A 13,768-nucleotide genomic window follows, 5' to 3' on the forward strand; every position below is an offset into this window, starting at 1 on the left:
CTCAGTCGATCGTGACGTAGTCGGGGCCGGAGTAGTGGCCGGTGGTGAGCTTCTGCCGCTGCAGCAGCACGTCGTTGAGCAGGCTCGAGGCTCCGAAGCGGAAGAGGTGCGGCTGAAGCCACTCCTCCCCCACGGTCTCGGCGACGGTGACGAGGTACTTCACCGCGTCCTTCGAGGCGCGGATGCCGCCGGCCGGCTTCACGCCGATGCGCTGCCCTGTGCCGCGATACCAGTCGCGCACGGTCTCGAGCATGAGCAGCGTCGTCGGCAGAGTGGCGGCGGGCTGAACCTTGCCGGTCGACGTCTTGATGAAGTCGCCTCCGGCCAGGATGCCGAGCCACGACGCCCGCTTGATGTTGTCGTAGGTGTTCAGTTCGCCCGTCTCCAGGATCACCTTGAGCGACGCGTAGGAGCCGTCCGCGCGGCGGCAGGCCTCTTTGACCTGGGCGATCTGGTCGAAGACGAGTCCGTAGCGGCCGGCCAGGAATGCGCCGCGGTCGATGACCATGTCGATCTCGTCGGCGCCGGCGGCCACGGCCTCGGCGGTGTCGGCCAGCTTGATGGCGAGCGACGAACGTCCGCTCGGGAAGGCGGTGGCGACGGCGGCGACGGAGATGAGGCCGTCATCGGGGTCACCGTGCATCGATCCCAGGGCCTCGACGGCATCAGGCACCATATCGCCGTACACGCACACGGCGGCGACCTTCGGGGTGGTCTGGTCCGCGGCATCCGGGTTCTTGGCCTTCGCGACCAGCGACCGCACCTTGCCGGGCGTGTCCGCGCCCTCGAGGGTGGTGAGGTCGATCAGCCTGATGATCGTGTCGAGCGCCCACGCCTTCGAGGTCGTCTTGATCGACCGCGTTCCAAGCCCGGCTGCCCGCTGTTCGAGCCCGACCGCATCGACGCCGGGGAGTCCGTGCAGGAAGCGGCGGAGGGTGGCGTCGTCGGGTTCTCCGCCGAGCACGTCCACCGCCGATCTGCGGCTGAGTTCTTGGGTCGTCATCGTTCCTCCAACAATGCTCGTGCTGTGGTCTCGTCGGTCACCAGGACGCTGCACAGGCCGTTCGACACGACCGTCCGTGCGATGTCGTGCTTCGCCTCGCCCGCGGTGACGAAGATGGCTCGCTCAGCCTCGCGCAGCCGAGCGAGGTCGACGCCGACCGTGCGCGAGTCGAGCTGCGGATCGACGATGTTGCCGTCGGCGTCGATGTAGCGCCCGAGCAGGTCGCCGACGGCGCCGCGACGAGCGAGTTCCTCGACCTCGGACGCCGTCAGGTAGCCGTTCTCGACGTGGGCGGAGCTGGCGTCGCACGGGCCGGCGGTGAACAGGAACGCCTGAGCGTGACCGGCCTCCTCGAGCACGGTGGCGACAGTGCGGTCGGCCTCGATGGCCTGCTTGGTCTCGACGCGCTCGAGGATCGCCGGGCTCGGGAGCAGCGACACGTGCCCCGAGGCGCGCTGCGCGATCGTGACCGCGAGTCCGGCGGCACCGCCGGAACGCCGATTGAGGCTCACTCCCCCGTTGAGCTGCACGACCGTGACACCGGTCGCCCAGCCGTCGGGCAGGGCCTCGGCAACGGCGCGGAGTGTGCGCCCCCAGCTCACGCCGAGCGTGCGGGGAACGGGCCGCATGGCGCTGAGGTAGTCGGCGGCGGCCTGCGCCACGCGCTCCAGGGTGCCGTCATCGCCGTCGGGCGCCGGGACGACGACGCCCGCCGAGAGCCCGTACTGCTCGACGAGCTGCCGCTCGAGTCCGAGCCGACGGGCGCGCGGGTGGATGATCTCGATGCGCACGATGCCGCGCTCGCGCGCCTGCGTGAGCAGGCGTCCGACCTTCCACCGCGAGATCTTGAGGAGGGCGCCGATCTCGTCCTGCGTCTTGTCCTCGTCGTAGTACAGCTCGGCGACGCGAACCATCGTCAGTTCGTCTTCCACGGCATCCTCCTCTCCCTTCCAGGGTACGTCGGTATCACCGTTCGCGCATCTCTCTGCTCATATGAGCAGTACCGCGGGATCGCTCCGCGCATCCGCCGGGATGAGAAGAGGACGCCGGCCCGAAGGCCGACGTCCTCTCGTTGATGACCGAGGTCAGGCGCGCTTGCGCGAGCTGAGCACCTGGTCGACGATGCCGTACTCGTGAGCCTCGGCGGCCGACAGGATCTTGTCACGGTCGATGTCGCGGTTCACCTGCTCGACCGGCTTGCCCGTGTGGCGGGCCATGGTCTCCTCGAGCCAGGTGCGCATGCGGAGGATCTCCGCCGCCTGGATCTCGATGTCGGAGGCCTGTCCGTGACCCGCCTCGCCCATCGCCGGCTGGTGCATGAGCACGCGGGCGTTGGGCAGCGCGAGCCGCTTGCCGGGAGCTCCGGCCGCGAGCAGCACGGATGCCGCGGACGCAGCCTGTCCGAGCACGACCGTCTGGATCTGCGGCGCGACGTACTGCATCGTGTCGTAGATGGCGGTCATGGCGGTGAACGAGCCACCGGGCGAGTTGATGTACATCGTGATGTCGCGCTCGGCGTCCTGGCTCTCGAGCACGAGCAGCTGCGCCATGACGTCGTCGGCCGACGCGTCGTCGACCTGCACGCCGAGGAAGATCACGCGATCTTCGAACAGCTTGTTGTACGGGTCCTGGCGCTTGAAGCCGTACGCCGTGCGCTCCTCGAACTGCGGGAGGACGTAACGGCTGGAGGGCAGGTCACCGGCGGAGCGGAAGGTGGGTGTGTACATGAAGATTCCTCTCGCTCTCTCAGTTGGCGTCCGTGCCGCCGCCGCCGACGACGTCGGTGGCGGACTCGCGGATGTGGTCGACGAAGCCGTACTCGAGCGCCTCATCGGCGGTGAACCAGCGGTCGCGGTCACCGTCTTCGTTGATCTGCTCGACCGACTTGCCGGTCTGCGCGGCGGTGATCTCGGCCAGGCGGTTCTTCATCGAGACGATGAGCTGGGCCTGGGTCTGGATGTCGCTCGACGTGCCGCCGAAGCCACCGTGCGGCTGGTGCAGCAGTACGCGGGCGTTCGGGGTGATGTAGCGCTTGCCCTTGGTGCCGGCGGTCAGCAGGAGCTGCCCCATCGATGCGGCCATTCCGATGCCGACCGTGACGATGTCGTTCGGCACGAACTGCATCGTGTCGTAGATCGCCATTCCCGCGGTGATGGAGCCGCCGGGCGAGTTGATGTAGAGGTAGATGTCCTTTTCCGAGTCCTCTGCGGCGAGAAGAAGGATCTTCGCGCAGATCTCGTTGGCGTTCTCGTCACGCACCTCTGATCCCAGCCAGATGATGCGGTCCTTCAACAGCCTGTCGAAGACGCTCGTCGCGAGGAGGGGTTCTGCAGCCATGTCAGCTCCTGATTCCGTGTTTCAGTGATTCGAATCTACCGGCGACAACACGGCGCCCAGGCCGTGTTCGCCGTCGGCATATCAGGTGTCGAGATCCGCGATCTCGTGGGCGTAGGCCGTCATCGACCGGTGGTACCGCGGCAGGTGTGGGACCAGCGCGAGCAGCGCCACCGACAGGCCGGTCGCGGGCTTACCGGCACTGGCGAGGATGAGGGCGTGCACGGTTGCGATCGCGTCGCGGTACGGGCCGTCGGCCAACAGTTCCCTCTCGGCCGTGATGACCTCGAGCGCCTGGTCGTAGTCGCCGAGGTTGCGCAGCGAGCTCGCGAGCTGGATCACGCACTGCGGGCGGTGCTCCGCGTCCAACCCGAGCTCGAGGGCGCGGCGGTACAGGGCGACCGCCTCCGCGGGTCGACCGGCGGAATCCCGCGCTCCGGCGCGCTCGAACTCCGCTCGGGCATCATCGCTCCCCCGCTCGGCGGCGAGGGCGTCGATCCGCGCGATGGTGTCGTCGCCGACCTCCTCGCCCGACGCATCCGCCCAGACGTCGTCGATCCGCTCATCCCAGCTCTTCATGTCTTCTCCTCGGAAGGTCCAGTGTGACGAGAAAGGGGCGGATGCCGCAGCATCCGCCCCTTTCGAGATCGTGATCGATCACTCGCCCTTGTCGGCAGCCTTCTTGGCCGGAGCCTTCTTGGCGGCGGGCTTCTTGGCCGGCTTCTCGTCGGCGTCGGCGTCATCGGCCTTGTCAGCCTTCTTCGACGCCGCCTTCTTGGCCGGAGCCTTCTTGGCGGGCTTCTCGTCGGCGGGGGCTTCGGTGGCCTCGGCCTCGTCGGCAGCCTCGTCGTCGGTCACGATGAAGTCGGACAGGTCGACGGCCTTGCCGTTCGTGTCGACGACCTTCACCTTGCCGAGCGCGATCGCGAGGGCCTTGTTGCGCGCGACCTCGCCGACGAGGGCGGGGAGCTGGTTCGACGACTGCAGCGCCTCGACGAACTCCTGCGGAGCCATGCCGTACTGCGCGGCGGACTGGATGAGGTACTGCGACAGCTCCTCCTGCGACACCTGCACGTCGGCCTGCTCGGCGATCGTGTCGAGCAGCACCTGCGTGCGGAACTGCTTCTCGCTCGCCTCGGTGACCTCGGCGCGGTGCACGTCGTCCTCGAGACGACCCTCGCCTTCGAGGTGGTTGTGCACCTCGTCCTCGATGAGCTGCGGCGGGACCGGGATCTCGATCTGCTCGAGCAGCGTCTCGACGAGCTTGTCGCGAGCGGCGGATCCCTGCGTGAAGACGCCCTGCTGCGAGACACGCTCGGCGAGGCTCTCGCGGAGCTCGGCGATCGTGTCGAACTCGCTCGCGATCTGCGCGAAGTCGTCGTCGGCCTCGGGGAGCTCGCGCTCCTTGACGGCCTTGACCGAGACGGCGACCTCGGCCTCGGAGCCGGCGTGGTCGCCGCCCACGAGGGTGGAGCGGAACGTGGTGTCCTCGCCGGCGGTCAGTGACTCGATGGCGTCGTCGATGCCCTCGAGCAGTTCGCCGGATCCGACCTCGTACGACACGCCCTCGGCGCGATCGATCTCGGCGCCGTCGATCGTGGCGACGAGGTCGAGTTCGACGAAGTCGCCCTTCGCGGCCGGACGGTCGACGGGCACGAGGGTGCCGAAGCGAGCGCGCATGTTGTCGAGCTCGGCGTCGAGCGCCGCGTCATCGGCCTCGACGGCGTCGACGGTCAGCGTGATGCCCGCGTAGTCGGGAAGCTCGATGTCGGGGCGGACGTCCACCTCGACGTCGACGAGCAGATCGCCCGAGAAGTCCTTCTCGCTCGGCCACTGCGTGATGTCGGCCGACGGGCGGCCGACGACGCGGAGCTTGTGCTCGGCGGTCGCCTCGCGGAAGAACCTGTCGAGCCCCTCGTTGACAGCGTGCTCGATGACCGCGCCGCGACCGATGCGCTGGTCGATGATCGGGGCGGGAACCTTGCCCTTGCGGAAGCCGGGGATCTGGACGTCCTGCGCGATGTGCTCGTAGGCGTGCGAGATGCTGGGCTTGAGGTCTTCGGGGGTGACCGTGATGCTGAGCTTGACCCGGGTCGGGGTCAGCTTCTCGACGGTGCTGTTCGCCATGCTGGTGTGTTCTCCTTGTAATTTCCGCGCTGAATCGCGGCTGCCAGGCTTTGTCGAGCCGTGTCGGGGCGACAGGAGTTGAACCTGCGACCTCCCGCTCCCAAAGCGGGCGCTCTACCAAACTGAGCTACGCCCCGGGGAATCCGCACGCAGATTCAGCCCCACCGAGTCTAACGGACGGGAGCACCCTCGACCGTCCGCTATGATCGAACAGTCGGTGCACGTCGCCGATCGGTCCCGGAGCAACACGACGGGTCCGGGGGTGTAGCTCAATGGTAGAGTCTCAGTCTTCCAAACTGATTGCGCGGGTTCGATTCCCGTCACCCCCTCGCTTCGAAGGCCTCCGCAGAGATGCGGAGGCCTTCCTCTTTTTCTCCGTACCGATCGGTGTTTCTCTGGCAGAGTCGTTGTACGCAGCGTCCGCACCTGGAGGTCCTCGGCATGACAGCCCCCATCGGCACAGCCGTCACCCCGCGGGGCGGTCATGAGCTTCCCGCGCACATCCTCGGCCACTCCCCCCGGCGCGCACCGCGCAAGCGGCACCCCGGACTCTGGGTCGGACTCGCCGTCGGCGTCGTCGCCGTGGGAACGATCGCCGCCCTGCAGACGACCGCGAATCTCGGTTACGACGACGCCGAGGCGAATTTCCAGTCCGCCCGCGACAGCGCTCAGGTCTCGGTGTCTAACCTGCAGCAGACCACCGATGCTCTGACAGCGACCTCCGAAGTCGCGAATCAGCTTCTCCAGGGCGACAGCGGCATCCTGACCGATCCCGCGGCGAAGGAGTCGCTCGGCGCGGCGGTCGCCGAGGCGGACGAGCTCGCTTCGTCAGCATCGGAGCAGGCCCTGATCTCGCTGCCGGATGCCGACCCGAAGCCCACCCTCTTCTGGGAGCTCTTCGGCGAGGCGAGCCGGCTCGACGAGGAAGCCGACGATCTCGACGAGCTCGTCGGCGAGCTGGATGCCGAGGTGCCGGCCCTCACTGACGCGGACACCGCCGTGGAGAAGGCCGGACTCGGATTCCTCGGATCAGCCGCGACCGCGGCGGCCGCGTTCGAGGCCGCCCACATCTCCGCGAAGAACCTCGACGTCATCGCGCTTCGCGACGCCGCCTCTGACGTCTCCGCCACGGCGAGTCTCGACGACCTGACGGTGACTTCGTTCGTCGCTCTCCAGGATGCCGCGGCGCAGGTCGTCGCCTCGGAGCAGGCAGAACTCGCCGAGAAGGCGGGCCCGCTGCAGGGGACGCGACTGGAGATCGAGGCGTTCGCCCGTTCGCTGGCCCCGGGTGTCCTGCTCGAGTTCGACTGGAACCCCATCGTGAACAACGCCGGCGACAACGGCAGCATGGGCGGCTTGACGACGTGGTGGTGGGACGAGCCCGACCGCGCCGTCATCGAGCTCTCCAACTCGGTCGCCGAGCAGTGGCCCGCCGACCGCAGCAAGGCGCTCGTCGCGCACGAGGTGGGTCACGCCATCAGCGTGAAGTGCGAGGACATGTACGACTCGTCCACCCAGGACAGCATCGAGAAGTGGGCGACCGCGTGGGCCATCGGAATGGGCTTCACCGACGACGCGAACGGCGTCTGGGCGTACGGCTACCCACCGCAGTCGTACATCGACGCCTCCCTCGGCTGCCGCTGATCAGGCATCTCAGGACGTACGACGGAGGCCGCCGCGATCGAATCGCGGCGGCCTCTGTGCGAGTCGAGTTGGGGATCACTGCCCCCGGCGCTCGCGCAGCTGTGCGAGGGCGTCTTCCAGAAGCTGGACGGCCTCCTCGTCGGTGCGACGCTCCTTCACGTAGGCGAGGTGCGTCTTGTAGGGCTCGGTCTTCGCGAGCGCAGGAGGGTTCTCCTTGTCGCGACCGGCCGGGAGCCCCGACTGCGGGTGATCGATGATCTCGGGGATCTCCTCCTCGGGGAGACCGGCCGCGAAGTAGCGCACGGTCTCGTTGCCGAGACCGTCCCAGTAGGAGACGGCGATGCGGTCGGCGTGATAGCCGTGGTCCTGCTCGCCCATCGGTCCGGAACCCACGCGGGTTCCACGGATCGCGTTGCCACCGGTAGCCATCAGATCACCTCGAACTTCGTGATGAGTCCGAGCGCGACGATCGCCACGAACCACGTCAGGGCGAGGATCACGGTGAAACGGTTGAGGTTGCGCTCGGCGAGGCCGGAGGAGCCGACCGCCGTCGACATGCCGCCGCCGAACATGTCGGACAGGCCGCCGCCGCGCCCCTTGTGGAGCAGGATGAGGAGGGTCAGCAGGACGCTGGTGATGCCCAGCACGACCTGCAGGACGAACTCGAGAATTTCCACGAGGAAGAGCCTTTCGCTGGGGCACGACTGCCCCCGTAACGGTCAAGTATACGGTGCGGCGGGACCCGAGCCCCGCCGCACTCGCTCATACTCCGACGTGCTTCTCGAAGCGGATGATCGCCGCGAACTCGTCGACCACGAGGCTCGCGCCTCCGACGAGAGCGCCGTCGACGTCGGGCTCGCGCATGAAGCTGGCGATGTTCGCCGCCTTGACCGATCCGCCGTACAGGATCCGGGTGCGCGCTGCCGCGTCATCGCCGAGCACCTTCGCGATCACGCCGCGCAGGGCCGCACAGACGTCCTGCGCCTGCTGCGGAGTGGCGGCTTGGCCGGAGCCGATGGCCCAGACCGGCTCGTACGCCACGACGATGTCCGCGTCCTTCGACAGGCCCTGGAGAGCGGTCTCGAGCTGACCGACCGGAACGGCGCTCGCACCGAACTTCTCGAGGTCCTCGGAGGTCTCCCCCACGCAGATGACCGGCACCAGACCGTGCTTCAGCGCCGCCTTGGTCTTCGCCGCCACGACCTCGTCGGACTCGGCGTGGTACTCACGACGCTCCGAGTGGCCGATGATGACGTACTTCGCGTCGAGCTTCGCCAGGAACGCGCCCGACACCTCGCCGGTGTATGCACCGGAGTCGTGGGCGGAGACGTCCTGAGCACCGAGCGCGAAGGGGATCTTGTCGGCGTCGATGAGCGTCTGCACGCTGCGGATGTCGGTGAAGGGCGGGAACACCGCAACCTCCACAGACCCTTCCTCGTGCTTCGCATCCTTCAGCGTCCAGTGCAGCTTCTGCACGAAGGCGACCGCCTGCAGGTGGTCGAGGTTCATCTTCCAGTTGCCCGCGATCAGCGGGGTCCGGGTGTTCACTGCCATCCGAGTACCTCCAGGCCGGGTAGTTTCTTGCCCTCGAGGAACTCGAGGCTGGCGCCGCCGCCGGTCGAGATGTGACCGAATCGGTCATCGTCGAAGCCGAGCTGACGCACGGCGGCAGCGGAGTCGCCGCCGCCGACGACGCTGAGACCGTCGACCTCGGTGAGCGCCTGAGCGACCGCTTTGGTGCCGGCGGCGAAGGCGGGGAACTCGAACACGCCCATCGGCCCGTTCCAGAACACGGTCTTGGAGCTGCGGATGACCTCGGCGAATCGCGCCGCCGTCTCCGGTCCGATGTCGAGGCCGATGCCCGAAGCGCCGAAAGCCGTGTCCTCGATCGCATCGGCCGCGGCGACCTCGTGGTCGGCATCGGCCGAGAACGCGGACGCCACGACGACGTCCGTCGGGAGAACGAGCTCGACGCCGCGCTCCTCCGCTTCCGCGATGTAGCCGCGGACGGTGTCGAGCTGATCCTCTTCGAGGAGGCTGGATGCCACGGCGTGGCCCTGCGCCTTCAGGAAGGTGAACAGCATTCCGCCGCCGACGAGGATGCGGTCGACGCGCGGCAGCAGGTGCGAGATCACGCCGAGCTTGTCGCTGACCTTCGAGCCGCCGAGGACGACCGCGTACGGCCGCTCGGGATTCTCGGTCAGGCGGTCGAGCACGTCGAGCTCGGCGGCGATGAGCAGGCCCGCCGCGGACGGGATCCGCTCGGCGAGGTCGTAGACGCTCGCCTGCTTGCGGTGCACCACGCCGAAGCCGTCGGAGACGAGCACGTCACCGAGCTCGGCGAGCTGCGCGGCGAAGGCACCGCGCTCTTCGTCATCCTTCGAGGTCTCCCCCGGGTTGAACCGCAGGTTCTCGATGACGACGACGCCGCCGTCCTCCAGCGAGGAGACGGCCTCGTGAGCCGACTCGCCCACCGTGTCGCGCGCGAACGCGACGGGCTTGCCGAGCAGCTCGGAAAGCCGCTGAGCCACCGGCTCGAGGCTGTACTGCGGGTCGGGAGCGCCGTCGGGACGACCGAGGTGCGAGCACACGACGACGCGGGCGCCCGCGTTGATGAGGGCGTTGAGGGTCGGCAGCGAGGCGCGTACACGGCCATCGTCCGTTATGACCCCGTCCCGCAGGGGGACGTTCAGGTCACAACGGACGATGACGCGCTTGCCCTCGAGCGAACCCAGTGAATCCAGGGTGCGCAGAGTCATGGGAGGTGTCTCAGAGACGCTCGGCCACGTACTCGGTGAGGTCGACGAGACGGTTGGAGTAACCCCACTCGTTGTCGTACCAGCTGGAGACCTTGACCAGGTTGCCGCTGACGTTGGTCAGCGTCGAGTCGAAGATCGAGGAGTGCGGGTTGTGCACGATGTCGCTCGACACGATCGGGTCGGCGTTGTACTGCAGGTAACCGGCGAGGCGGCCGTCGGCCGCAGCCTTCTTGTACGCCTCGTTGACCTCGTCGACCGTGAGGTTCTCGCGGTCGGTGATGAGAGTGAGGTCGACGATCGAGCCCGTGGGGACCGGAACACGGTACGACGAGCCGCTGAGCTTGCCGTTGAGCTCCGGGAGCACCTCGCCGATGGCCTTGGCGGCACCGGTCGACGCGGGGGTGATGTTGATCGCGGCGGCGCGGGCACGACGGAGGTCGCTGTGCGGGCCGTCCTGCAGGTTCTGGTCGGCCGTGTAGGCGTGTGCGGTCATCATGAAACCGCGGTCGATGCCGAACTCGTCGTTGAAGACCTTGGCGAGCGGGGCCAGGCAGTTCGTGGTGCACGACGCATTCGAGATGATGTGGTGCGCGGCGGGGTCGTAGGTGTCCTCGTTCACGCCCATGACGAAGGTCGCGTCGACGCCGGTGCCCGGAGCCGAGATGAGGACCTTCTTCGCGCCCGCGTCGATGTGCTTCTTCGCGGCCTCGGCCTTGGTGAAGAAGCCGGTCGACTCGATCACGATGTCGACGCCCAGCTCGCCCCACGGGAGGTTGGCGGGGTCGCGCTCGGCGAACGCCTTGATGGCCTTGCCGTTGACCGTGATGCTCTCGTCGTCGTAGCTGATCTCGGCGTCGAGGACGCCGCCGACCGAGTCGTACTTGAGCAGGTGCGCCAGGGTCTTGTTGTCGGTGAGGTCGTTGACCGCGACGATCTCGAGGTCAGCGCCCTGCGCGAGAGCCGCGCGGAAGTAGTTGCGTCCGATGCGGCCGAAGCCGTTGATACCGATCTTGACAGACACTCAGGTCTCCCTGTTTCTCGTGCGCTGTGCGCAGCATTCGTGCGTGCGCGATGCGCGGGGGTTTTTGGCTGAGATGGCGTCCCGACGAGACCAGGCCCGTCGGGACGCGACCCAATTACGACAGTACCAGCAGGCCGTTCGTCTGCTGCCGGGCGACGTCGAGGCGCTGGGCCACGTTCTCCCAGTTGGCGATGTTCCATGCGGCCTTGACGTAGTCGGCCTTCACGTTGAGGTAGTCGAGGTAGAAGGCGTGCTCCCACATGTCGAGCTGGAACAGGGGGATGGTCCCCTGCGCGGTGTTCGACTGCTGGTCGAACAGCTGCTGGATGATGAGGCGCTGTCCGATCGAGTCCCAGCTGAGCACAGCCCAGCCCGAACCCTGGATGCCGGTGGCGGCCGCGGTGAAGTGGGCCTGGAACTTCTCGAACGAGCCGAAGTACTCGTCGATGGCCGCCTTCAGCTCGCCCTCGGGCTGTCCGCCGCCGTTCGGCGACAGGTTGGTCCAGAAGATGGAGTGGTTGACGTGGCCGCCGAGGTTGAACGCGAGGTCCTTCTCGAGCTTGTTCACATTCGCGAGGTTGCCGCTCTCGCGGGCCTCGGCGAGCTGCTCGAGGGCCGTGTTCGCGCCGGCGACGTAGGTGGCGTGGTGCTTGTCGTGGTGCAGCTCCATGATCTTGCCGCTGATGTGCGGCTCGAGGGCTGCGAAGTCGTAGGGAAGGTCGGGGAGCGTGTAGGTCGCCATATCGCTTTCATCCAATCCGCGCCGCGCCGCGGCGCTTGCCGATCCTCCGCGCTGCCGAATGCGGTGCGGAGCAGACATAACTCATCCTAGTGAGGACAACACATCGTCACCCCCGATCCTTCCGCCGTATGACGAAGAGAGGCGACCCCTTGACAGGGATCGCCTCTCTTCTCTCCGGCTCGGATCAGACGTCGAGTCCTGCGGGAACGGCGGCCTCGGTACCGGGGATGCCCTCCTGCTGGGCACGCTTGTCCGCCATCGCGAGCAGGCGGCGGATGCGTCCCGCGACCGCATCCTTCGTCATGGGCGGGTCGGCGTGGTGGCCGAGCTCGTCGAGGCTCGCGTCACGGTGGGCGAGTCGCAGCTCTCCGGCGACCCGCAGGTGGTCCGGAACCTCGTCGGCGAGGATCTCGAGCGCGCGCTCGACGCGGGCGCACGCGGCGACGGCGGCCTGAGCGGAGCGACGCAGGTTCGCGTCGTCGAAGTTCACGAGACGGTTCACGCCGGCGCGGACCTCGCGTCGCTGACGCATCTCCTCCCACGCGACCGCGGTCTTCTGGGCGCCCATCTCGGCGAGGATCGTGCGGATCGCCTCGCCCTCGCGGACGACGACGCGGGGCATGCCGCGGACCTCGCGAGCCTTCGCGGCGACCCCCAGACGGTGGGCGGCGCCGACCAGAGCCATCGCGGCTTCGGACGACGGGCAGGCGATCTCGAGCATCGCGGAACGACCGGGCTCGCTGAGCGTTCCGGCGGCCAGGAAGGCGCCGCGCCAGAGACCGGCGACCTCGGCGCGCGAGCCTGTGGTGAGGCGGTTGGGCAGGCCCCGGACGGGGCGGCGGCGCTGGTCGAGCAGGCCGGTCTGTCGAGCGAGGGTCTCCCCCGCGGCGATCACTCGCACAGCCCACCTGGCTCCGTCGTTCGCGGTGCTCGACTGGACCTGGGCGATCTCGGGACGGACGCCGTAGATCTCCGCGAGGTCGCGTGCCACGCGCTGCGCCAGCACCTCGGCATCCACCTCCGCCTCGACGGCGACCCGTCCGGCGATCGAATGCAGCCCACCCGCGAACCGCAGGATGGATGTGACCTCCGCGACACGCACCGTGGGGGGTGCATTGCGGATGCTGACCAGCTCAGCCTTGACGTCGGTGGTTAGTGCCACGACACTCCTCTACGCTCACGCGCCGGATCGCGACGCAAACCTCCAGCCTACTCTGGCGGAGGCGCCTGCTATTCCCTGCCGAGGTCGCGATGACGAACGTTGACGGCCACTCCCGGTACCGCCGCGAGCCGGCGCGCCAGCTCCTCGACCATCGCGACAGAGCGGTGCTTGCCGCCGGTGCAGCCGACAGCCACCGTCGAATGGCTCTTGTTCTCGCGCTGATAGCCCTCGAGTACGGGGGTCAGCGCGGCCGTGTACGCCTCGAGGAACTCGGCGGCTCCTTCGCGCGACAGCACGAAGTCCCTCACCTCCTCGTCCTTCCCGGTCAGTCCGCGCAGATCTTCGTTCCAGAACGGGTTCGGGAGGAAGCGCATGTCGGCGACGAGGTCGACGTCGGTGGGGAGCCCGTACTTGAAGCCGAAGCTCATGAGCGTCAGGCGGTGGCGAGGCGCACCCTCCTCGGCGAACAGCTCGGACACCTGCGTGGCCAGCTGGTGGATGTTCAACGCCGAGGTGTCGATCACGATGTCGGCGGCTTCGCGGATCGGGGCGAGACGCGAGCGTTCGCCGCGGATGCCGTCGAGCAGCGTCCCGTCCTCCTGGAGAGGGTGCGGACGCCGCACCGACTCGAACCGCCGGACGAGCACGTCGTCGGAGGCGTCGAGAAACAGCACACGCACCGAGCCGCGCGAACGCAGCGCCCTGGCGACGCCGGGGAAGTCGTCGAAGAGATTGCGGCCGCGCACGTCGACCACGGCCGCGACCTTGGGCAGGGCGTTGCCGCCCATGTCAGTGAGGTCGAGCAGCGGCCGCAGGATCTGCGGCGGCAGGTTGTCGACGACGTACCAGCCCAAGTCCTCCAGAGCATTGGCGACGGTCGTCCGACCGGCGCCAGACATGCCCGTGACGATGAAGAACTCGCCCTTGTCCCCGTCAGTCATCATTACCCCTTCTCCCCGCCGCATCCAGCCTAGCG

At 68.0% G+C, this 13,768-nt stretch carries 15 protein-coding genes and 2 tRNA genes; 2 read left to right on the plus strand and 15 right to left on the minus strand.

From position 1 onward, the window contains the following. Position 1: 1 nt before the first annotated feature. The 7 genes from deoC to AUC47_RS13180 all read right to left on the minus strand — a co-directional run bounded on the left by deoC (position 2) and on the right by AUC47_RS13180 (position 5,601). A complete protein-coding gene (deoC, locus tag AUC47_RS13150) occupies positions 2 to 1,003 on the minus strand; it encodes a deoxyribose-phosphate aldolase (protein WP_096715612.1) in 1,002 nt (333 codons plus the stop codon). Next, positions 1,000 to 1,935: a sugar-binding transcriptional regulator gene (locus AUC47_RS13155; protein WP_096715613.1), complete on the minus strand. Its 936-nt coding sequence runs from the start codon at positions 1,933 to 1,935 to the stop codon at positions 1,000 to 1,002. The genes deoC and AUC47_RS13155 overlap by 4 nt, the downstream gene beginning before the upstream one ends. 153 nt (positions 1,936 to 2,088) lie before the next feature. Beyond that, entirely contained in the window at positions 2,089 to 2,730 is a 642-nt protein-coding gene (locus AUC47_RS13160; RefSeq protein WP_096715614.1) for an ATP-dependent Clp protease proteolytic subunit, read from the minus strand. Between the two features lie 19 nt (positions 2,731 to 2,749). Then, the gene (locus tag AUC47_RS13165; RefSeq protein WP_096715615.1) at positions 2,750 to 3,340 is read right to left on the minus strand and encodes an ATP-dependent Clp protease proteolytic subunit; all 591 of its coding nucleotides are present in this window, start codon (positions 3,338 to 3,340) and stop codon (positions 2,750 to 2,752) included. Between the two features lie 81 nt (positions 3,341 to 3,421). Then, positions 3,422 to 3,916, minus strand: a complete 495-nt coding sequence (locus tag AUC47_RS13170; RefSeq protein WP_096715616.1) for a tetratricopeptide repeat protein — start codon at positions 3,914 to 3,916, stop codon at positions 3,422 to 3,424. 78 nt (positions 3,917 to 3,994) lie between these two features. Next, a complete protein-coding gene (tig, locus tag AUC47_RS13175) occupies positions 3,995 to 5,464 on the minus strand; it encodes a trigger factor (protein WP_096715617.1) in 1,470 nt (489 codons plus the stop codon). Positions 5,465 to 5,527: 63 nt separating this feature from the next. Continuing rightward, a tRNA-Pro gene (locus AUC47_RS13180) sits at positions 5,528 to 5,601 on the minus strand. A gap of 121 nt (positions 5,602 to 5,722) precedes the next feature. Here AUC47_RS13180 and AUC47_RS13185 point away from each other — a divergent pair. Both AUC47_RS13185 and AUC47_RS13190 read left to right on the plus strand, forming a co-directional pair. Then, positions 5,723 to 5,793, plus strand: a tRNA-Gly gene (locus tag AUC47_RS13185). Positions 5,794 to 5,905: 112 nt separating this feature from the next. Then, positions 5,906 to 7,108, plus strand: a complete 1,203-nt coding sequence (locus AUC47_RS13190) for a hypothetical protein (RefSeq protein WP_096715618.1) — start codon at positions 5,906 to 5,908, stop codon at positions 7,106 to 7,108. Positions 7,109 to 7,183: 75 nt separating this feature from the next. Here AUC47_RS13190 and AUC47_RS13195 read toward each other — a convergent pair whose 3' ends face one another. From AUC47_RS13195 to rapZ, 8 genes are all read right to left on the minus strand, one after another. Continuing rightward, positions 7,184 to 7,537 (minus strand): RNA polymerase-binding protein RbpA, encoded by a 354-nt coding sequence (locus tag AUC47_RS13195; protein ID WP_096715619.1) that lies wholly within the window; start codon positions 7,535 to 7,537, stop codon positions 7,184 to 7,186. Further along, positions 7,537 to 7,785, minus strand: a complete 249-nt coding sequence (gene secG, locus AUC47_RS13200) for a preprotein translocase subunit SecG (RefSeq protein ID WP_096715620.1) — start codon at positions 7,783 to 7,785, stop codon at positions 7,537 to 7,539. The genes AUC47_RS13195 and secG overlap by 1 nt, the downstream gene beginning before the upstream one ends. Positions 7,786 to 7,870: 85 nt before the next feature. Then, the gene (gene tpiA, locus AUC47_RS13205) at positions 7,871 to 8,662 is read right to left on the minus strand and encodes a triose-phosphate isomerase (RefSeq protein WP_096715621.1); all 792 of its coding nucleotides are present in this window, start codon (positions 8,660 to 8,662) and stop codon (positions 7,871 to 7,873) included. Then, on the minus strand, positions 8,653 to 9,867 hold the full coding sequence (locus AUC47_RS13210) for a phosphoglycerate kinase (RefSeq protein WP_096715622.1): 1,215 nt from the start codon (positions 9,865 to 9,867) through the stop codon (positions 8,653 to 8,655). The genes tpiA and AUC47_RS13210 overlap by 10 nt, the downstream gene beginning before the upstream one ends. Before the next feature lie 10 nt (positions 9,868 to 9,877). Next, a complete protein-coding gene (gap, locus tag AUC47_RS13215) occupies positions 9,878 to 10,888 on the minus strand; it encodes a type I glyceraldehyde-3-phosphate dehydrogenase (RefSeq protein WP_096715623.1) in 1,011 nt (336 codons plus the stop codon). A gap of 115 nt (positions 10,889 to 11,003) precedes the next feature. Next, positions 11,004 to 11,630 carry a superoxide dismutase gene (locus tag AUC47_RS13220; RefSeq protein ID WP_096715624.1) on the minus strand — a complete coding sequence of 209 codons (627 nt, stop codon included), beginning with the start codon at positions 11,628 to 11,630 and terminating at the stop codon, positions 11,004 to 11,006. Positions 11,631 to 11,814: 184 nt separating this feature from the next. Next, a complete protein-coding gene (gene whiA, locus AUC47_RS13225; protein ID WP_096715625.1) occupies positions 11,815 to 12,792 on the minus strand; it encodes a DNA-binding protein WhiA in 978 nt (325 codons plus the stop codon). Positions 12,793 to 12,860: 68 nt separating this feature from the next. Then, positions 12,861 to 13,733, minus strand: a complete 873-nt coding sequence (gene rapZ / locus AUC47_RS13230; RefSeq protein WP_096715761.1) for an RNase adapter RapZ — start codon at positions 13,731 to 13,733, stop codon at positions 12,861 to 12,863. Positions 13,734 to 13,768 lie beyond the last annotated feature (35 nt).

The sequence above is a fragment of the Microbacterium sp. SZ1 genome (assembly GCF_002362255.1).
Classification (GTDB): domain Bacteria; phylum Actinomycetota; class Actinomycetes; order Actinomycetales; family Microbacteriaceae; genus Microbacterium.

Bases quoted from the DNA above. Each gene is read 5' to 3' on its own strand.
- AUC47_RS13190 (WP_096715618.1), top strand. From the start codon at position 5,906: ATGACAGCCCCCATCGGCACAGCCGTCACCCCGCGGGGCGGTCATGAG.
- deoC (WP_096715612.1), bottom strand. From the start codon at position 1,003: ATGACGACCCAAGAACTCAGCCGCAGATCGGCGGTGGACGTGCTCGGC.
- AUC47_RS13210 (WP_096715622.1), bottom strand. From the start codon at position 9,867: ATGACTCTGCGCACCCTGGATTCACTGGGTTCGCTCGAGGGCAAGCGC.
- AUC47_RS13170 (WP_096715616.1), bottom strand. From the start codon at position 3,916: ATGAAGAGCTGGGATGAGCGGATCGACGACGTCTGGGCGGATGCGTCG.
- AUC47_RS13195 (WP_096715619.1), bottom strand. From the start codon at position 7,537: ATGGCTACCGGTGGCAACGCGATCCGTGGAACCCGCGTGGGTTCCGGA.
- rapZ (WP_096715761.1), bottom strand. From the start codon at position 13,733: ATGACTGACGGGGACAAGGGCGAGTTCTTCATCGTCACGGGCATGTCT.
- tpiA (WP_096715621.1), bottom strand. From the start codon at position 8,662: ATGGCAGTGAACACCCGGACCCCGCTGATCGCGGGCAACTGGAAGATG.
- AUC47_RS13160 (WP_096715614.1), bottom strand. From the start codon at position 2,730: ATGTACACACCCACCTTCCGCTCCGCCGGTGACCTGCCCTCCAGCCGT.
- AUC47_RS13165 (WP_096715615.1), bottom strand. From the start codon at position 3,340: ATGGCTGCAGAACCCCTCCTCGCGACGAGCGTCTTCGACAGGCTGTTG.
- tig (WP_096715617.1), bottom strand. From the start codon at position 5,464: ATGGCGAACAGCACCGTCGAGAAGCTGACCCCGACCCGGGTCAAGCTC.
- AUC47_RS13220 (WP_096715624.1), bottom strand. From the start codon at position 11,630: ATGGCGACCTACACGCTCCCCGACCTTCCCTACGACTTCGCAGCCCTC.